This window comes from Streptomyces sp. NPDC042259 (assembly GCF_055582085.1).
The window spans coordinates 94,985-113,695 of sequence record NZ_JBVJDW010000008.1; the positions used below are offsets into that span (position 1 = coordinate 94,985).

An 18,711-nucleotide genomic window follows, 5' to 3' on the forward strand; every position below is an offset into this window, starting at 1 on the left:
CGGAAGGGGAGTCGCCGAACGACACCCCGGCAACTTGGCGGGAAGCGAGCACCCCGGCCCGCGCTGCCCGGCCGGCGGTGCCTTACCCGCCGTGCATGATCTGGATCAGATTGCCGCAGGTGTCGTCCAGGACCGCGGTGGTGACGGTGCCCATCTCCGACGGCTCCTGGGTGAAGCGCACCCCGAGCCCGCGCAGCCGGTCGAACTCCGCGTGCACGTCGTCGACGGCGAAGGAGGTGACCGGGATGCCGTCCTGGACCAGCGCCGTCCGGTAGGGCTTCACCGCGGGGTGGCCGGAGGGCTCCAGCAGCAGTTCGGGCCCCTCGGGGTCTTCCGGCGAGACCACGGTCAGCCACCGGTCCTCGCCCGCCGGGACGTCGTGCTTCTTCACGAAGCCCAGCACATCGGTGTAGAAGCGCAGGGCCTTGGCCTGGTCATCGACGAAGACGCTGGTCAGGTGGATCTTCATGGGGGCTCTCCGGCGCATCGGGTTTCCCTGCCTATCACGCTGGGCGCTGTGCCGTCGGCTGATCAACGGGACACGCCCGGTCCCTCCGGCAAGCGGTGGACCTCATCGCCCGAAATGGTGACGCGGCGCGCGGCACGGTCGCGTCAGCAGGCGAGTCGCGTCAGCAGGCGACGAGCAGTTCCTTCAGCCCCCGGATCACAAAACCCGGGTTCCACTCCGGCTCCGCCGTGAGCCGGAGCCGGGGCGCCCGCCGCAGCAACGTGCCGAAGGAGGCGCGGAGTTCCAGGCGGGCGAGCGGTGCGCCCAGGCAGTAGTGGATTCCCGCGCCCAGGCTGAGGTGGGGGTTGTCCGCGCGGGTGACGTCCAGGCGGTCGGGCTCGGGGAAGCGGGCGGGGTCGCGGTTGGCCGAGCCGAAGAGGAGGGCCACCTCGCTGCCGCGCGGGAGGTGCGTGCCGGCGAACTCGATGTCGTCCAGCACCCACCGCTCGAAGAGCTGCAACGGGGTGTCGTAGCGCATGAGTTCCTCGACCGCGCCCGGCAGGAGGCCGGGGTCCGCGCGCAGGGCGGCGAGCTGGCCGGGGTGGCGGAACAGGGCCCACCAGCCGTTGCCCGTGGCGTTGACGGTGGCCTCGTGGCCCGCGTTGAGCAACAGGACGCAGGTCGAGACCATTTCCTGTTCGGTGAGCCGGTCGCCTTCGTCGTGCGCGTGGACGAGCGCGGTGATCAGGTCATCGGCGGGGCGGGCGCGGCGGTCGGCGATCAGCTCCCGGAGGTAGGCGGAGAAGTCGAGGGAGGCACGGACGGCGTTTCGTGCCTTCTCCTCGTCCGGGTTGAGTTCGTACATTCCGCAGATCGCCGCCGACCAGGGGCGCAGCAGCTTTCGGTCGGCTTCCGGGATGCCCAGTGTCTCCGCGATGACGGCCACCGGCAGCGGCTCGGCGACCGCGCCGATCAGGTCCCCGCCGCCCTCGGCGAGCAGCCCGTCCACCAGCCCGTCCGCCAGGCGTGCCACGACCGGTGCCAGGTTCTCGACCGTGCGCGGGGTGAACGCCTTGGACACCAGGCGCCGGATGCGCGTGTGGTCGGGCGGTTCGAGGTCCAGCAGGCCGTTGCCGTTGAGCACGTGGAACGGCTCGTGGGCCGCCGGGGGTACGGGGCGCCCGAACTCCTGGTGGGAGAACCGGTGGAGATACGTCCGCCCCAGCCTCCGGTCGCGCAGCAGCGTCCGGACGTCCTCGTGGTGCGGTACCAGCCACTGACGGCTCGGCTCGAACCAGTGGACCCGTCCGGCGGCCCGCAGCCGCTCGTACGCCGGGTAGGGGTCGCTGACGAACCGGGGGGACCACGGGTCGAAACCGGTGTTCGCGTCCATGTGCGGATGCTAGCGGTGGGGGCGGCCCCGGGACAGCGGCTAAAGGTGCCGGAGGTGGTCGCGCAGGGTGCGGGCGACCTGTGCCATGAGGGCTTCGGCGCCGGGCTGGTTGGCGGCCGGGACGACCGACTCGGTGAGGACGGCGATGGCGTAGGCCTGGCCGTCGGCGTGCTCGACGACGCCGATCTCGTGGCGGAGGTTGAGGAGAGTGCCGGTCTTGGAGGACCAGGTGGTGGCGTCCGAGCTGAAGTCGGGGGCGAGCCGCTGCCGGAGCAGGTTGTGCGCCATGAGGCCGCGTACCCGTTCGGCCACCGCGGGGTGGACGGCCGAGGGTGTCCACAGGGCTTGGAGCAGTTCGACCCAGGCGCGCGCGCTGCCGGTGTTGGCGCGGGTGGTGTCGAGTTGGGGCACCCGGTGCCCACGACCGCCGGTGCCGGCGTCGATGGCCAGAGCGTGGGCGAGGTGGGTATGGGCGGCGTCGAAGCGTTCCGCCGGGGTCTCGGACAGCTCCTGGATGGTGTGGCGGACGGTGATGCCGCGGATGCCGAGTTCGTGGAGGATGCCGACGACCCGGGCGGGTGGGGTGAGGTCGAACAGCGTGTCGGCGGCGGTTCCGTCGCTCACGCAGGTGCTCAGGTAGAGCAGGTCGTCGACCGCGATCCGGGCGGGGTGGCGGAAGCGGCTCAGTCCGGCGGGCCCGGGCGTGGTGATCCGCCCCGGTCGCACGTCGAGCGTGGTCGCGCCGTCGATTTCCCCCCGTCGGACGCGCTCCGCCGTCGCCAGCGCGAGCGGGATCTTGACCAGGGACGCGGAGGGCAGCGGAGTGTCCGGTTCGATCCCCAGCTCGTCCCCGGTGTGCAGGTCCCGTACGAGCAGGCAGCCGTGCAGACCGCCGTCGCGCAACTGCCGGCGCAGGTCGCTCAGCAACGCCTCGGTGTTCACGTCGTCGTCCCTCCCGCGGTTCCCGGCTGGGTGGCCGCGCCGAGGCAGCGGGCTATCGCGCCGCCCAGTCGTGCCGCGATGTGCTGGGGGTTGCCGTTCGCGGCGACGGTGAGCGCGTACCCACGGCTGAGTGTGATCTCGCCGATGGGCCGCCAGTCGAGGGCGAGTTCCTCGGCCTGCGCGAGGGAGCACAGCAGCAGATCGCGGGTGCAGAGGACCTCTGCCGTGGCGGACGTCAGGTCGGGCGCCACGACGAGCTGCGCGGGCCGCAGGCCGACCGCGTCGCGCAGTCGCGCCAACGGGTCGCGGATGTGCGGTACGTCGTCCTCCGGCTGGAGCCAGATGCGCCGGGCGGGGTCGGGCGAGCCCCGTCCGACGCGCAGCGTCTCCACGTAGACGCGCCGCACGCCGGCGTCCCGCGCGGTGGCGAGCCCGAGCGGCACGGACCACACCGCCTCGTCCGGCGGCACGGCGAGCAGGGCGGCCCGTACCTGCTGGGCGTGGACGAGTTCCCCGCGCCGCGCGGGTTCCGCGACGCGGAGGTCGAGCGTGACACCGTGCCCCCGCGCATCGGCGACGAGACGCGCGAGAGCGACCGTGGAGCAGATGCCGGGCACCGCGAGCCGCCAGGGCTTGCTCTTGGCGGCTTCCCCCTCGTGGAGCAGCACGTCGGCCGCCTGGACGAGCTGTCCGGCCACCGGCAGCAGGTCACGGCCGAAGGGGGTGAGGACGGCCCGCCGCGACGTGCGCTCGAACAACGGCTCGCCGAAGCGTTCCTCCAGCGCCGCGACGCGACGGCTGGCCACCGACTGGGACATCCGGGCCGCGGACGCTCCGACGGTGAAGCTGCCGTACTTGCTGACGCTGACGAACGCGCGACATGCCCCCACCAGATCCACACCCCGCACTCTATGCCGGATCGGCATGGAACGGCGCACAAGCGTATTGGACCGCATGGCCGCCCGGGGGCGAGGGTGGTCCGGCAGTCAAGGCCACGTACCGGGACGGGCCGTCTCTCCCGTCCCCGACGCGCCCTGTGGGCGCCCCTGGAGGTTGGGACCATGCAGCACACTCGCGTCCGCCGCGCCGTTGTCGGCGCCCTTGCCGCCCTCGCCCTCGTGCCGCTCACGGCCTGCGGCCAAGGCGGCTCCCCGGCTTCGTCCCCGGGTGCCACGACGGCGAAGCCGGGCACCGCCACGAAGCCGTTCGCCGGCGAGTTCAAGGAGCTGGAGCGCCGGTTCGGCGCGCGGCTGGGCGTCTACGCCGTCGACACCGGCACCGGGCGCGAGGTGGCTTACCACGACGGTGAACGGTTCGCCCACGCCTCCACGTTCAAGGCGCTGGCCGCCGGGGCCGTGCTGCGGAAGTACACGTCGAGCGGGCTGAGCCGGGTGGTCACGTACTCCAAGAACGATCTGGTCGACAACTCCCCCGTGACCGAGAAGCACGTCGAGACCGGGATGAGTCTGGGCGAGCTGTGCGACGCCGCCGTCCGCTACAGCGACAACACCGCGGGCAATCTGCTGTTCGACGCGCTCGGCGGCCCCAAGGCCCTCGACGCCGCGCTGGAGGAGATGGGCGACGACGTCACCCGGATGGAGCGCCGCGAGCCCGAGCTGAACCTATGGGCCCCGGGCGAGACGCGGGACACCAGCACACCGCGCGCGCTGGCCAGGGATCTGCGCGCGTACGTGCTCGGTGACGCCCTCGGCAAGAGCGAGAAGGAGCGGCTGACGACATGGCTGCGGACCAACACCACCGGGAACGCGCTCATCAGGGCCGGGGTGCCCAAGGGCTGGGTGGTCGGCGACAAGACCGGAGCCGGCCAGGGCTATGGCACCCGCAACGACATCGCCGTGGTGTGGCCTCCCGACGCGGCTCCCATCGTCATGGCGATCATGTCCAACCGCACCGAGAAGGACGCCCCCTACGACAACAAACTGATCGCGGAGGCGGCCTCCGTGGTAACCGGCACGCTGTCGTAGCCGGGGCCGCGGGGGCGTGTCACGGGCAGCGACCAGTGGTCTCGCTGTGCGCGGCGCGCCCCCCGACGGCCGGCCGGGGCGGCCGGGTCACGCCCCGTTGCCCGCGCGTCCGAGCGGGGACGGGTTGAGGCGCGCGAAGCCCTCCTGCCGTTCGTAGGGGAAGTAGGGGTACGGGGCGGTCTTGGCGCTCGCCGCGTCGAGGCGCGCCACCTGGTCGGGGGTCAGGCTCCAGCCGACGGCGCCGAGGTTCTGACGCAGTTGTTCCTCGTTGCGCGCGCCGATGATGACGGAGGAGACGGTCGGGCGGCGCAGCAGCCAGTTGATGGCGATCTGGGGGACGGTCTTCCCCGTTTCCCCGGCGATCTCCTCGAGGACGTCGACCACCCGGAAGAGCAGTTCCTCTTCCACGGGAGGACCGTAGTCGGCCGTCTCGTGCAGCCGGCTGCCGGCCGGGAGCGGCTGCCCCCGGCGGATCTTGCCGGTCAGCCGTCCCCAGCCGAGGGGGCTCCACACGACGGCGCCGACGCCCTGGTCGAGGCCGAGCGGCATGAGGTCCCACTCGTAGTCACGGCCCACGAGGGAGTAGTAGACCTGGTTGGCCGTGTAGCGCTGGTAGCCGTGGCGGTCCGCGTCGGCGAGCGACTTCATCAGCTGCCAGCCGGCGAAGTTGGACACGCCGGTGTAGCGGATCTTCCCGGCCCGTACGAGGTCGTCGAGCGTGGCGAGGACCTCGTGCACCGGCGTGCCCGCGTCGAACGCGTGGAGCTGGAACAGGTCGATGTAGTCGGTACCGAGGCGGCGCAGGGCGTCGTCGACGGCCTTGAGGAGACGGGAGCGGGAGGTGCCCGCGTCCGCCGGACCGTCACCCGTCGGCAGACCGGCCTTGGTGGAGAGGATGACCTGGTCGCGGCGGCCCTTGACGGCGGCGCCGAGGACTTCCTCGGAGGCACCGCCGGAGTAGACGTCCGCGGTGTCGAACATGGTGACCCCCGCCTCCAGGCAGATGTCGAGCAGCCGGCGCGCCTCGGCCGCGTCGGTGCTGCCCCAGGCCTTGAACAGCTCCCCGCGCCCGCCGAAGGTGCCCGCTCCGAAGCTCAGTGCCGGAACCATCAGCCCCGACGCGCCCAGCCTTCTGTATTCCATCGTCGTTCCCTTCCCCTGGTGCCGCCCCGCTCGATGCGGACGGCCTATCGGGACTGCAGTCCCGTTAAGATGGACTTACCGTAACAGAGACAACCCTCTTAATGGAACAGGAGTCCCGTTATGACCTCGGAGGCTGGACGCGGGGAGCCGGGAACGGTGCGCCCCGGCGGGCGCACCGCACGCGTGCGGGCCGCCGTGCTGCGGGCCGCCGGAGACGCTCTCGCGGAGGGAGGCGGCCTCGTCCTCCTCGACCTGGCCGATGTGGCCCGCCGCGCGGAGGTCGGGAAGACGACCGTCTACCGCCGGTGGGGCACTCCGGCCAACCTGGTCGCCGATCTGCTCGCCGACATGGCCGAACAGTCGCTGCCGCGCACGGAGACGGGATCGCTCCTCGGTGACCTGCGCGCGAACGCGCGCCTGGTGGCGCGCACGCTCGCCGATCCCCGCCAAGGGGCCCTGTTCAAAGCGGTTATCACTGCCGCGACCTGCGACGAACAGACGGCCGCCGCCCTGCACCGCTTCTACGCCACCCGCGTCGGCGAATGGGAGCCGTGCGTCCGGCAGGCCGTCGAGCGCGGCGAACTCCCCACCGGCACCGACACCCACGAGGTCGTCCGCGCCGTCTCCGCCCCGCTCTACTACCGCCTGCTGACCACCGCCGAGCCGCTCGACGAAGCGACGGCGGACCGCGCCGCCGAGGCGGCCGTCGCGGCCGCCCGGGCCGGGGTGTTCACGCAAGCGCCGTGAGAAGCGGCGCGCGGGCGGGCTGGTGTGTTGTGTCTCAAGCGCCGGACGGGCTTGGTCGTCTGAGCCCGTTCCGTCAATCCCGTCCGAACCCGGGCCGGTTGCGGCTGAGCCCAGCCAGATCAAGCCCGTCCGGCGCTTGAGGACGCACCCTCAGGGTGCCCGCCGCCGCAGGCGGCAACGACGGCCCGCAGCCGGAGGGCCACCGTTCAGGCAAAGGGCGGTCCGGAAAACGCGCCGCAGGGCCCCGCGTGGCGGTCAGTTGGTGATCGTCACGCAGGGCAGGCCGACGCTCGCCCCGCCGAGAAAGCCTTCCGCGCACAGCCTCGTGCCCGGCGCGAAGTGGCGTTGCGGATAGGCCTGGTCGCGGTATGTCCGGAACTTCGCGACGTCCTCCACCTTCGTGCGGGCGCTCCATCCGTCGGTGGTCCACACCCGCGCGCTGACGCGGTGGGGCTGATTGGTGTTGACGACCGACACTTCCACCCGGCCCAGGTAGGTGCCCGAGTCGTAGGTCTCGATACACACCGAGTGGTTGCACCACTTGCCGGCGGCCGTCGCGGGCGGCCCGGCGGTGAAGACGATACCGATCGCCGCAGCCGTCGCCCCGATGCCCGTGACGATTTTCCGAAGAACAGTCATGTCGTGGTCAACGACCCCGCTGAGCCCTTGTCACGGGGGGGCAGCCGCCAGGTGCACCGCCCCTCCGCGCGGCGAAGGGGCGCGGGCGAAGACTAGGGAATGTCCGGTTCGCGACCGATGAGCATGTCTTTCGCAATGGTCGACGATCATCAGGAGAGACCCCCATGTCACTGGCCATGAGTGTCGAGGAGCGTGAGGCCTTCCTGGCCGAGGCGCGCGTCGGAGTGCTGGGAATCGAGACGCCCGAGGGCGGCGCCCCGCTGCAGGTGCCCGTCTGGTACGCGTACGAGCCGGGCGGTGAGGTCGTGGTGCTCACCGGGCGCACCTCGCTGAAGGCGCGCTGGATCCGGCGGGCGGGACGGTTCAGCCTCTGTGTCCAGCACGAGATCGCGCCCTACCGCTATGTGAGCGTCGAGGGGCCGGTGACCGCCGTGGAGGACCGCGTGGACCCCGACGAGCGGTCCGCGCTGGCCCACCGCTATCTCGACGCCGAGACCGCCCCCGCCTACCTGGACTCCAACCGCGGCCAGCTGGACGACGACATCACCATCCGCATGCGCCCCGAGCGCTGGCGCAGCGCGGACTTCGCCGCGTTCGCCGCGCAGTTCTCCTGACCGGGATGACGAGAGACGGAAGGGCAGGGGACATGGTGCCGGCTCACGAGACGGGCGGGGCGGGGTGGCGGGATCGCCGCCTGCACGAGCTGTTCGAGGAACAGGCCGCGCGACAGCCGGACGCCCTCGCGGCGCGACACGGTGAGCGCAGCCTCACGTACCGCGAACTGAGTTCGCGGTCCGCCGAGTTGGCGGACAGGCTGCGCTCCGCCGGGGTGCGCGCGGGGGACGCGGTGGGGGTGGCCGGGTCCCGTTCGCCGGAGGCGCTGGTGGCGTTCCTGGGCGTCCTCAAGGCGGGTGCCGCCTACGTACCGCTGGACGACGCGTATCCCCCGGCCCGGCTCCAGGCCATGGCCGAGGACGCCGGGGTACGCGTGGCGGTCGTGCTGCCGGGCAGCGGTTGCCGGTTGCGTCATCTGCGGGCCCGGCTCGCACTGGACGGCGGCCCGTCGCCCGCGCCGTCGGCCGCCCCCTCCCCCGCGGCCGGTGCTCCGGGGGCCTCCCCCGAGGCGCCCCTCCCCCCGGGCGGACGGCTCACGGCCGGCGACGCGGCCTATGTGATGTTCACTTCCGGAACCACGGGCCGCCCCAAGCCCGTCGCGATCCCGCACCGGGGGGTGGCCCGCCTCGCGCTGACCGAGCCGGCACTGGGCCGGCCCGGCCCCGGTGACCTGGTGCTGCATGCCTACGGCCTGTCCTCGGACGCCTCCACCATCGAGATCTGGTCGGCGCTGCTGGGCGGTGCGGGGCTGGTGCTGGTCGACCGGGAGGTGCTGCTGAGCCCCGCGGCCCTGGAGCGGGTGCTGCTGGAGCAGCGGGTGACGGTCGCCTATCTGACCACCAGCGTGTTCCACCTCGTCGCCCGCACCCGGCCCGAGACGCTGCGGACGCTGCGCTATGCCTCCGCCGGCGGTGAGGCCCTCGACGCCGGTCTGGTCCGCAAGGTGCGGGCGGCCTGCCCGGGGACGGTGCTGGCCAATCTGTACGGGCCGACGGAGAACAGCGTGGTCTCCACCGTGCACATCGTCGGCGATCTGCCCGAGGACGCCGTCACCGTGCCCATCGGCCGTGCCGTCGCGCACGCCGGCGCCCACGTCGTACGGGAGGACGGCACCCCGGCGGCGGCCGGTGAGGAGGGCGAGCTGTGGGTGGGCGGTGACGGTCTGGCCCTGGGATACGTGGACGACCCCGGCCGCACCGCCGAGCGTTTCGTCGAAGCCCGCTTCCCCACCGCGGACGCGTCCCCGTACGGCCGGTTCTACCGCACCGGCGACCGCGCGGTGCGTGGCGCGGACGGGCTGCTGGAGTACCGCGGGCGGACGGACCGTCAGATCAAGTTGCGCGGGCACCGGGTGGAGCTGGAGGAGGTCGAGGCCCGGCTGCGGGCCCATCCCGCCATCGCCGAGGCCGCGGTCGAGATGGTCCGGCACCCGGAAGGTGAGGGGCAGCTGATCGCCCATGTCACCGGCGCGGTCGCCGGAACCCCGGTGCCGGTGGACTCGGTACGACGGGACCTGGCGGCGTGGCTCCCCGCTCCGGCCGTGCCCGCGCGGCTGCTGGAGTACGACCGGCTGCCGGTCGCCGCCACCGGCAAGGTGGACCGTCGCGGGCTTGCCCGGCCGGACGAGTCCCCCGCCCCCGCCGCGGCCGGCGGGCCGCGGGAGGCCGTGGCCGGGATATGGGAACTGGCGCTGCGGGTCCGGCCCGCGGCGGACGACAGCTTCTTCGCCCTGGGCGGCGACTCCCTGCTGGCCGCCCAGGTGGTCACCCGCACCCTCGCCGTGTTCGGTATCGGCGCGGAACACGGCAGCTCACTGGTCCGCGGCCTGCTCGACCGCCCGACCCTGCGGGACTTCACCCAGGCGGTGCGGGAGATCCGCGACACCGGCGGCACCGGGTCCGCCGCCTCCGGCGGCACGGTCGACTTCGCCGCCGAGGCCCGCCTCGGCTTCACCCTGCCGCCGGTACAGGGCCCCGCGCCCCGGTGGCAGCGGCCCGATCACATCCTGCTCACCGGCGCCAGCGGCTTCGTGGGGGCGTTCCTCCTGCACCGGATGCTGCTGCGCACGCAGGCCCGTATCCACTGCCCGGTGCGGGCCCGGGACGCCGCGCACGCCCACCGCCGGGTCCGGGCCGCGCTGGAGCGCTACGGCCTGCCCACCGAGGGGCTCGCCCAGCGGGTGACCTGCTTCCCCGGCGACCTGTCCCAGCCGTCCCTGGGGCTGGCGGCCGCGCACGCCGAGGAGTTGTCCCGCACCCTCGACCTGATCGTGCACAACGGCGCCCAGGTCAACTTCCTCTACCCCTACGAGGCGCTGCGGGCGGCGAACGTCCAGGGCACCCGCGAAATCGTCGCGCTGGCCGCGCCCCGCAGGATCCCGGTGCACTTCCTCTCCACCATCGCCGTCGTGGCCGGCTTCGGCCTGGCCGGCGTCCGGCACGTCCCCGAGGACCTGCCCCTCGCCCACGCCGAGCGGATCACGATGGGCTACGGCGAGAGCAAGTGGGTGGCCGAAGGCGTCCTGCAGGACGCCGCCGCCCAGGGGCTGCCGATGACCATCCACCGACCGTACGAGGTCACCGGCGAGCGGCACGGCGGCGTCTGCAACACCGAGACGGCGATCTGCTCCCTGTTCAAGACGATCGCCGAGACCGGTGTCGCCCCCGACATCGAACTCCCCCTGGATTTCGTACCGGTGGACCACCTCGCGGACGCCGTGGTGCACATCGCCACCCGCCAACGCGCGACGGGGCGCGTCCTGCACCTCACCAACCCGCGTCCGGCCCGGCTGGCGGACATGCTCGACCGGATGCGGGCGGCCGGCTTCCCCGTCCGCACCCTGCCCTACGACCAGTGGGTGGGCGAGCTGGTGCGGCACGTCGCCCGGCACCCCACCGCCGCCACCGCCCCCTTCGTCTCCCTGTGTGTGGACCGGGCCAACGGGTCCGGCATGAGCGTCAAGGAGATGTATCTGGAGGGCACCTTCCCCGTCATCGGCCGGGAGAACGCCGAGGCCGCCCTGGCCGGCAGCGGGCTGGAATGCCCCCCGGTCGACGCGCGGCTGTTCGACCTCTATCTGCATCACTTCCTGTCCACCGGATACCTGGACCGCCCGGCAACGCCCCCACTCTCGGCGTGCGGGGCCGTCCACGGAGGAGCATCATGACCACGACCGACGACCCGTTCGGCGACGCCTACCGCTGCGTCCACGAAAGCGGCGCCCGGCCCGGCGTCACCCACCTCGTCTACGAGATGGACGACGGTTACATCTACGCCGAGGACGCCGTGGACTACTTCCGCGGCCCCGACACCTGGCTGCCGGTGGACCGGATGGCCTGCGAGCGCGCCACCGGCCGCATCCTGGACATCGGCTGCGGCGCCGGACGCCACAGTTCCGTGCTGGTCCAGGACGGCAAGGACGTCGTGGGCATCGACACCTCACGCGGCGGGGTGCACGTGGCCCGGCTGCGCGGCGTCGAGGCACACGTGGCTTCCGTCGCCGAACTCCCCGGCGACCTGGGCACGTTCGACACCTTCCTGATGCTCGGCGCCAATCTGGGACTGCTCGGCGACCGGCAGCGCAGCCGCGGCATCCTTGAGGGCCTGGCCCGGCACGCCCGCCCCGGCGCCCGGCTGCTGGGCACCAACATGGCCTTCGACGAGGCGGCCGGTGCCGACCCCCTGGCGCCGCAGGGGGTGCACACCGCCCGGGCCCACCGCGGCGAGGAGTTCGTCCGCATGCGGGTACGCCACCGCACCGCCGCCACCGAGTGGTTCGACTTCCTGTTCTGCCCGCCCGACCGGCTGGAGGAGGTCACGCACGGCACCCCGTGGACCGTGCACGCCATCCACCAGGACGACTCCACGGCCTGGCCCACCTACCTGGCCGACCTGCGGCTGGAGGGCTGAGACCCATGCCCCGCGAAGACACCGCCGCCACAGCCACCACCACCGCGGCCGACGCCGCGCTGCTGGTCGACATGGCCCTGGGCCACCTGGCGTCGGCGGCCCTGCGCACCGCCGTCGACTACCGCGTCGCCGACCACCTCGCCGACGGGCCGCTCGACCCCGGCGAACTGGCCCGCCGCACCGGCGCGCGCGGCACCCACCTGCGCCGCGTCCTGCGGTTCCTCGCCTCCCGCGGCGTCTTCCGCGAGGACCACGAGGGTGCCTTCCACCTCACCCCGGCGGCGGGACAGCTGCGCACCGGCGTGCCCGGCTCCCAGCACCCCGGCATCGTCATGATCACGGACGACATGTACCGGCGGACCTCGGGCGGGCTCACGGAGACGGTACGGACCGGCGAGCCGTCCTTCCCCCGTTTGTACGGCGCCCCGTACTTCGCCTACCTGGAGACCGACGAGGCGGCCCGCGAGGTCTTCGACGCCGGGATGGCCGCCTTCTCCGCACCCGCCGACGCGCTCGTGGCGGAGGTCTACGACTTCCCCGCCACGGGTACCGTCGTCGATGTCGGCGGCGGCCGGGGCGGGCTGCTGGGGCGGATCCTCGAACGCCGGCCCGGTCTGCACGGGGTCCTCTTCGACCGTGGGGTCACCGCCGGTGACCACACCCTGGACACCCCGTCCCTGGCGGGCCGCTGGCGCGTCGAGGCCGGTGACTTCTTCACCTCCGTCCCCGCCGGGGGCGACCTGTACGTCCTCAAGCAGATCCTGCACGACTGGGACGACACCGACGGCCTGCGGATCCTGCGTTCCTGCCGCTCCGCCATGGCACCCGGAAGCCGTCTGCTCGTCATCGACCCCCTCATCCCGCCGGGCAACGACCCGCACCCCGGCAAGGCCCTGGACCTGGCCATGATGACGCTGTTCGAGAGCGCGGAACGCGACATCGACGAACTGGACGCCCTGCTGTCCCGGGCCGGACTGCGCCGCACCCGGATCGTCCCCACCCCGTCCCCCACCACGATCGTCGAGGCGGTCGTCGCGTGACAACGGGGTCCGCCCCGCCGCCGGCCGGGCGGCGGCGGGGCGGGCCCTGGGCCGTCACACCACAGGGCGGACCGCGGTGACCGTGAAGTAGTCGAGCATGCCGTCGCGGTAGGCCCGCAGGAAGTTGCGGGGCCATGTGCCCGGCTGCCACATGGTCGACAGCCAGCGGTCCCAGCCGTGCCACACCGCCGCGCCGATCGAGGTGACGCGGATGTCGGCCAGGCCGGCCCGTTCGAGGCTTCCGGTCAGTTCCGGGATGCTGTGCGCGACGTCCAGGCCGGTGGCGAAGGTATCAAGCAGGGAAGCCAGTTGGGCGGGCCGGTCCGGGTCGGCGTCGGGAACGAAGAAGCTGGTGACGGTGGCATGTCCGCCGGGCTTGAGAACGCGAGCGGTCTCCTTCGCGAACGCCTCCAGATCGCGGAAGTGCTGAGCGGCTTCGACGCTGTACAAACGGTCGAACTCGGCATCGCCGCACGGCATGCTTTCCGCCGCGCCCTGGACGAAACGCAGCCGGTCGGCCTTGCCGTCCTTACCGTCTTTGCCGCCCTCGCCGGTCAGCAGAGCCGCTTGGGCGCTACGGGCCCGTTCGAGCTGTTGCGGGTGGATGTCCACGCCGGTCACCTGCGCGAAGCCGTACTCCTCGAGTGCCATGGCACAGCCCGAACCCAGCCCGCAGCCGATCTCCGCCGCGCGCAGCCCCTCGGTGGGGGCCAACGTGGCGAACACATGGTGATAGAGCGCCTGTTGGCTGCGGACCCGCTCATCCTCGGTCGGGACGCGGTCGCGATCGATGCCCTGCCAGTGGCCGAAGTTGATGAACCCTCCGCCGAACAGGGGTGTCGCGCCGAGGTCGGCCGGCCCGTACGCCTCCTGGACCGCCTGCCGCATCGCGAACGGGTCCGCTCCCGGACACTGCGTCATCCGAGCCTCCTTTGACCGAGCGAGCCGTGTGCCCACCCGCTCACCCAGCCCTACCCGGGGATACGTCGGACGGAACAGCCCGCGGGCGGTACGGGCGGCCTGGATAACATCCCTGCATGACGCACGTATTCATACGCCGGCCCGTCGCCCAGGCACTGGCTCTGACGCTCGCTCTGTCGGCGCTCCTGGGCCCGGCCGCCACCACCGGGGCAGCGGCCGGGCGGCCCGGGTCCTCCTCCGCCCCCTCTGCCGCGGATGCCCCCTCGTTCCCGGACCGACGGGTGGTGGCCGGACTGGAGCGGTACGCCCATCCGTTGCGCGGCGCCGAGCCCGGTGGTTCCGGGGCGGATCTGGCCGCGTTCGCCTCGATGACGCGCGGGGCGGACATCGTCGGCGTCGGCGAGGCCTCGCACGGCTCGAAGGAGCTGTTCACCGTGAAGGACCGGTTGCTCCGACAACTGGTGACGCGGGAAGGGTTCGCCGCCTTCGCCATGGAGATCTCCTGGTCGGCGGCCGCCCGGATCGACGCGTACGTCCGTACCGGCGAGGGCGATCTGCGGCAGATCATGCGGGAGGAGTTCCAGGACGGGTACTCCCTGCTGAACACGGAGGAGCTGCTGGACCTGTTCGGCTGGATCCGGGAACACAACCGCTCCGGTGCCCGTCCGGTCCGCGTCGTGGGTCTGGACTTCTCCGACGCCGACCCCGCGCAGTACACGCGCATCCTCACCTGGGCGGAGCACCACGAGCCCGCCCTCGTGCCCGAGCTGCGCCGCCGCTACGCCACCCTGCGCGCCCTGCCCAACGGCGTGGCCGCGCGCATGGCGGCGTACCGCGCGCTGCCCCTCGGTGACCGGAAGACGATCGCCGAGGACGCGGCGGCCGCCTACCGGCTGCTGTCCGAAGCCGCGACGCGGGATCCCTGGGTGCTGCAGGAGGCCCGGGTCCTCGGGAACATGGCCACGGAGTACACCGTCGACTGGAGCGACCCGGCCCAGGCCAGGGCCGCGAGCCGCCGTCGCGACCGGATCATGGCGGAGACCACCGTGTGGTGGCAGCGGCGGACCGGCGAGCGGATCGTGGTCTCGGCCCACAACGGGCACGTCGCCTACGAGCCGGCGATGCCCGCGCACTACCCGGTCATGATGGGCGCGGACCTGCGCGAGCTGGTGGGCGATGCCTACCTCGCCGTCGGCACCTCGCTGAACGGCGGCGACTACCGCGCCAACACGGCGACGGGCGAGGCGGGCACGTACAGCGTCGGCCCCGCCGCGCCCGGCAGCAACGAGTACACGCTCGACCGGGTGCGTTACCGCGACTTCTACGTCGACCTGCGCGCGGCGCGCCGCGATCCGCCGGTGGGCCGGTGGGCGGACACGGCACGCCCGACGTTCGTCATCCCCGGCCGGTATCCCAACGAGCCGACCTCCCCGCTCGCGCTGGGCCGTGCCTTCGACGTCGTGGTGCATCTGCACAAGGTGCGGGCGTCCGTGCCGGTGCCGCGTCCGCAGTAGCGCTCGGACCGGATCAGGACGGCGGTTTCCGGACGCCAAGGACCGATCATGACCAAATGCGTGCTGTTGCCAAGCAGTCGCCGTGATGCAGGCTGAATTGCCCTGCCGCCCGGCCGTGCCGCAGGAAAGACGAACCCGGCGTATGACGTGAGAAAGGCGGACCACGCGGTGCTGGTGGAGTTGGCGACGGAGGACTACGCGCGCGTCGAGCCGTTATTCGGGCCGCGGTACCCGAATCTGGCCTTCGTGCACGGCGTCCTCGAGGGGAAGATACCCGGCGACGTGTGGGTGCACGAGGAGAACGGGGCCGCGGTCGCGTGTCTGATCGCCACGCGCTCTCCCTTCTGCTTCGCGGCGGGAACCCTGACCCGTGCCTTCTTCGACCGGGCCCGTGGCCTTCTCCAGGGGCGCGGCCCGGTCCAGATCGTCCATCCGTCCGAGCCGGGCATCGGCGAAGAGGCGGCCCGCAGCGGCTTCACCCCGGCCCTGCGCCGGCAGTTCAGCCAGCCGGCCACCGGGTGGAGCGCCCCCGAGCGGAGGCTGCCGGACGGTTTCGAACTGGTCAGGATCGACGCGGCCCTCTTCGACCGGCTCGAATCGCCGATGGCCCGCAGCATCTTCGGCTCCGGCTCCGACTACGCCGAGCACGCCGTGGGCTTCGCGTTCCGCGCGGACGGGCGGATCGCCGCCGACGCCCATGGCGTCCTGGGTGGCGGCCTGGCCGAGCTGGGCACCTTCGCCCACCCCGACTACCGTCGCCGGGGACTCCCCTCGGAGCTGCTCGCCGAGGTCGCCCGCTGGAGCGAGGCGAACGGCCTGCGGGTCGTCATCACCTGCGCCGAGGACAAGCACGCCAGCATCTCCCTCGCCCACAAGCTGGGCCTGGTCGAGGACTTCCGCTACCCCGTCGCGGAACTGGCGTGCTGACCGCCCAGGACATGCGCACCGTCTCGCCCGCGGCCGTGGAGCACATGCACCGGCTCATCGGCCCGCATGTGCGGCACACCCCGCTGCTGCGCTCCAAGGCGCAGAACCCGGCGGATGTGTATCTCAAGTGCGAGAACCTTCAGCTCACGGACTCCTTCAAGATCCGTGGCGCGCTCGGCGCGCTGCACGGATACCGCCGGTTCGAACCCAACACCTGGCGGCACATCACCCGGCACGGGGTGGTGACGTGCAGTTCCGGCAACTTCGCCCAGGGCCTCGCGCACGCCACCGCCGAACTGGACCTCGCCTATACGGTGGTGGTGCCCGAGGGGATCCCGCACGCCAAGCGGGGCCAGATCACGCGTTACAACCCGATGGCACGGATCATCGAGGTGCCGTACGCCGTCTGGCGGCAGACGATGACCACCTCGCACTACCCCGAACTCCCCGGCTTCTTCCTGTCCTCCGAGAGCAACCCCTACGTGGCACTGGGGTGCGCGACGATCGGGCGGGAGATCCTGGAAGACCTGCCCGACGTCGATGCCGTGCTGGTCCCCTACGGCGGCGGGAACCTCGCGTACAGCATCACCTCGCTGCTGCGCGCGTCGGGCCGGGACATACCGGTGTACGCCGTGGAGGTCAGCACGGGTGCGCCCCTGACCGCGTCCCTGAGGGCGGGCCGTCCCACGGACGTGCCGTACGAGAAGTCCTTCGTCGACGGCATCGGCGCCAGCTTCGTCATCCCCGCCCAGTTCCAGCGGCTCAAGGACAAGCTGGCCGGGGTCTTCACCGTGACCCCCGAGGAGATCGCGGGCGCGCTGACGTCGCTGGCGTTCACCGACAAGATCGTCTGCGAGGGTGCCGGCGCGGCCGCCTACGCCGCCGCCGTCAAGCACGCCACCGCGCACGGCTGGCGCCGGCCGTGCGCGATCGTCAGCGGCGGTGTGATCAACCCGGAGGTCCTCCTGCGCATCCTGGGCACCGCCACCTCCGTGGCCGCATCCGCAGGACGGCCTTCCTAATTCCCGAGGAGAAGCATGAGTACGTCTTCGCCCACCATCGTGCCGGTCAGCCCCGCTCTCGGGGCCCGGGTGCTCGACATCGACCTGTCACGGGAACTCACCGACGAGGTGTGGTCGGCCGTGCACGACGCCTTCCACCAGTACAGCGTGCTGGTCTTCCCCGGCCAGGACCTCAGCGTCGAGGAGCAGAAGCGGTTCGCCGGCCGGTTCGGCCCGCTCCTGAGCCATGACCACCTGCTGCCCATGACGGTGGAGGGGCACCCCGAGTGCATGGTGCTCCACAACAACGAGCAGAAGCCGCCGGGCCTGAACTCCTGGCACACCGACAACAGCGGGTGGGCCGAGCCTCCGCTCGGTACCGTGCTGCACGCCAAGATCACCCCCGCGGTCGGCGGTGACACGCTCTACTCCAACATGTACCTCGCCTTCGAGACGCTCTCCGCGCCCATGCAAGAGATGCTGCTCAAGCTCACCGCGGTGCACGATGTGCGCAAGGCGTTCGGCGCCGACTACGGCAACCTCCAGCGGTCGCTGAAGAAGAAGGGCATCGACCCGGACGAGCAGTTCGCGGACCAGGAGCCGGTGGAGCACCCGCTGGTGCGTACACACCCGGAGACCGGCAGGAAGGCCCTGTACATCTCGTCCCCGTACGTGACCCGTATCAACGGGCTCAGCGAGAGCGAGAGCCGGGCGATCCTGGAGTTCCTCTACCGGCACATCGAGACCAACGAGCTGATCTACCGCCACGCCTGGTCCACCGGCGACCTCCTCGTCTGGGACAACCGCTGCACGCAGCACCTCGCGGTGGCGGACTACTTCCCGCACGAGCGGCTGATGCACCGTATGAACATCGCCGGTGAGAAGCCGTTCCTGACGCTCTGACACCGCTTTCCGGCGGCTTTGCCGCCGGAAGGAGGTGCGCCCTCGGGCGCCGGACGGACCGGTTTCGGCCCGCTCAGCCGGGACCGGGTCCGCCCGGCGCCCGAGGACATCGCCGCGCCGTGAGGGTGCGGACGGTACGCGGCCGTGTCTTCGGCCGGCGTGCTCAGACGCGGGCGTTGAGGGTCATGAAGGACCGCCGCTCGATGAAGCGCTCGAAGGCGGGTCGCGGTTCCCCGGCCACGAGGTCGACACCGCACATGAACAGCTCCGGCCGGTTGGACAGCAGCTCGAAGTCCCTGATGGCGTCCTCGAACCGGCACACCACTCCCGGCTCGGAAGCCGAATCGATCACCAGCACGTGCTCGTGCAGGGCCATGGGTGTCTGCCGGGCCCACGCCACCGCCTCGTCGTCCGAGACACCGCCCAGGGCGAGCGAGCGGTGCGGCAGGTCCCGCCAGTCGATGCCGCATCCCGCCCACGGCAGCGAGCAGAGGTACGCGTCGAACTCCGCCGAGAGAGCCACCGGTCCCGCACTCGCGTCATGTGCGTCAAGCCAGGAGGAGATCTCGTCGATGCGCATCCGT

The 18,711-nt window shown here is 72.2% G+C and carries 18 protein-coding genes; 10 read left to right on the top strand and 8 right to left on the bottom strand.

The window, feature by feature from the left end; genetic code table 11:
• Positions 1–82 precede the first annotated feature (82 nt).
• The 4 genes from ACZ6MA_RS21825 to ACZ6MA_RS21840 all read right to left on the bottom strand — a co-directional run bounded on the left by ACZ6MA_RS21825 (position 83) and on the right by ACZ6MA_RS21840 (position 3,682).
• Positions 83–469, bottom strand: coding sequence for a VOC family protein (locus ACZ6MA_RS21825; RefSeq protein ID WP_469435571.1), 387 nt, complete (start codon positions 467–469; stop codon positions 83–85).
• A gap of 160 nt (positions 470–629) precedes the next feature.
• Complete coding sequence (locus ACZ6MA_RS21830; protein ID WP_469435572.1) at positions 630–1,841, bottom strand: cytochrome P450; 1,212 nt, start codon at positions 1,839–1,841, stop codon at positions 630–632.
• A 39-nt stretch (positions 1,842–1,880) separates the two neighbouring features.
• Positions 1,881–2,783 (bottom strand): serine hydrolase, encoded by a 903-nt coding sequence (locus tag ACZ6MA_RS21835; protein WP_469435573.1) that lies wholly within the window; start codon positions 2,781–2,783, stop codon positions 1,881–1,883.
• Complete coding sequence (locus tag ACZ6MA_RS21840; RefSeq protein ID WP_469435574.1) at positions 2,780–3,682, bottom strand: LysR family transcriptional regulator; 903 nt, start codon at positions 3,680–3,682, stop codon at positions 2,780–2,782. The genes ACZ6MA_RS21835 and ACZ6MA_RS21840 overlap by 4 nt, the downstream gene beginning before the upstream one ends.
• A 162-nt stretch (positions 3,683–3,844) precedes the next feature.
• Between ACZ6MA_RS21840 and bla the strand changes: the two genes are divergently transcribed.
• A complete protein-coding gene (gene bla / locus ACZ6MA_RS21845) occupies positions 3,845–4,768 on the top strand; it encodes a class A beta-lactamase (RefSeq protein WP_469435575.1) in 924 nt (307 codons plus the stop codon).
• 87 nt (positions 4,769–4,855) lie between these two features.
• Here the strand turns inward: bla and ACZ6MA_RS21850 are convergent, their stop codons facing one another.
• Positions 4,856–5,911, bottom strand: a complete 1,056-nt coding sequence (locus ACZ6MA_RS21850; RefSeq protein ID WP_469435576.1) for an aldo/keto reductase — start codon at positions 5,909–5,911, stop codon at positions 4,856–4,858.
• A gap of 120 nt (positions 5,912–6,031) precedes the next feature.
• On the opposite strand from ACZ6MA_RS21850, the gene ACZ6MA_RS21855 reads away from it, so the two are divergent.
• On the top strand, positions 6,032–6,658 hold the full coding sequence (locus ACZ6MA_RS21855) for a TetR-like C-terminal domain-containing protein (RefSeq protein WP_469435577.1): 627 nt from the start codon (positions 6,032–6,034) through the stop codon (positions 6,656–6,658).
• Between the two features lie 255 nt (positions 6,659–6,913).
• On the opposite strand, the gene ACZ6MA_RS21860 is transcribed toward ACZ6MA_RS21855, so the two are convergent.
• On the bottom strand, positions 6,914–7,297 hold the full coding sequence (locus ACZ6MA_RS21860; protein ID WP_469435578.1) for a hypothetical protein: 384 nt from the start codon (positions 7,295–7,297) through the stop codon (positions 6,914–6,916).
• 164 nt (positions 7,298–7,461) lie between these two features.
• On the opposite strand from ACZ6MA_RS21860, the gene ACZ6MA_RS21865 reads away from it, so the two are divergent.
• Genes ACZ6MA_RS21865 through ACZ6MA_RS21880 form a run of 4 tightly spaced genes read left to right on the top strand, consistent with a single transcriptional unit; the run spans position 7,462 to position 12,861 of the window.
• Positions 7,462–7,911: a pyridoxamine 5'-phosphate oxidase family protein gene (locus ACZ6MA_RS21865; RefSeq protein WP_469435579.1), complete on the top strand. Its 450-nt coding sequence runs from the start codon at positions 7,462–7,464 to the stop codon at positions 7,909–7,911.
• A 32-nt stretch (positions 7,912–7,943) separates the two neighbouring features.
• On the top strand, positions 7,944–11,078 hold the full coding sequence (locus ACZ6MA_RS21870; RefSeq protein WP_469435580.1) for an amino acid adenylation domain-containing protein: 3,135 nt from the start codon (positions 7,944–7,946) through the stop codon (positions 11,076–11,078).
• Positions 11,075–11,821, top strand: coding sequence for a class I SAM-dependent methyltransferase (locus tag ACZ6MA_RS21875; RefSeq protein ID WP_469435581.1), 747 nt, complete (start codon positions 11,075–11,077; stop codon positions 11,819–11,821). The genes ACZ6MA_RS21870 and ACZ6MA_RS21875 overlap by 4 nt, the downstream gene beginning before the upstream one ends.
• Before the next feature lie 5 nt (positions 11,822–11,826).
• Positions 11,827–12,861 carry a methyltransferase gene (locus ACZ6MA_RS21880; protein ID WP_469435582.1) on the top strand — a complete coding sequence of 345 codons (1,035 nt, stop codon included), beginning with the start codon at positions 11,827–11,829 and terminating at the stop codon, positions 12,859–12,861.
• 54 nt (positions 12,862–12,915) lie between these two features.
• Here the strand turns inward: ACZ6MA_RS21880 and ACZ6MA_RS21885 are convergent, their stop codons facing one another.
• Positions 12,916–13,782: a class I SAM-dependent methyltransferase gene (locus ACZ6MA_RS21885; RefSeq protein WP_469435583.1), complete on the bottom strand. Its 867-nt coding sequence runs from the start codon at positions 13,780–13,782 to the stop codon at positions 12,916–12,918.
• A 116-nt stretch (positions 13,783–13,898) separates the two neighbouring features.
• Between ACZ6MA_RS21885 and ACZ6MA_RS21890 the strand changes: the two genes are divergently transcribed.
• From ACZ6MA_RS21890 to ACZ6MA_RS21905, 4 genes are all read left to right on the top strand, one after another.
• The gene (locus ACZ6MA_RS21890; protein ID WP_469435584.1) at positions 13,899–15,296 is read left to right on the top strand and encodes an erythromycin esterase family protein; all 1,398 of its coding nucleotides are present in this window, start codon (positions 13,899–13,901) and stop codon (positions 15,294–15,296) included.
• Positions 15,297–15,443: 147 nt separating this feature from the next.
• On the top strand, positions 15,444–16,223 hold the full coding sequence (locus tag ACZ6MA_RS21895; RefSeq protein WP_469435585.1) for a GNAT family N-acetyltransferase: 780 nt from the start codon (positions 15,444–15,446) through the stop codon (positions 16,221–16,223).
• The gene (locus tag ACZ6MA_RS21900; protein WP_469435586.1) at positions 16,217–17,245 is read left to right on the top strand and encodes a threonine ammonia-lyase; all 1,029 of its coding nucleotides are present in this window, start codon (positions 16,217–16,219) and stop codon (positions 17,243–17,245) included. The genes ACZ6MA_RS21895 and ACZ6MA_RS21900 overlap by 7 nt, the downstream gene beginning before the upstream one ends.
• A 15-nt stretch (positions 17,246–17,260) precedes the next feature.
• Complete coding sequence (locus tag ACZ6MA_RS21905; protein WP_469435587.1) at positions 17,261–18,127, top strand: TauD/TfdA dioxygenase family protein; 867 nt, start codon at positions 17,261–17,263, stop codon at positions 18,125–18,127.
• A 163-nt stretch (positions 18,128–18,290) separates the two neighbouring features.
• On the opposite strand, the gene ACZ6MA_RS21910 is transcribed toward ACZ6MA_RS21905, so the two are convergent.
• Positions 18,291–18,707 (bottom strand): hypothetical protein, encoded by a 417-nt coding sequence (locus ACZ6MA_RS21910; RefSeq protein WP_469435588.1) that lies wholly within the window; start codon positions 18,705–18,707, stop codon positions 18,291–18,293.
• Positions 18,708–18,711 lie beyond the last annotated feature (4 nt).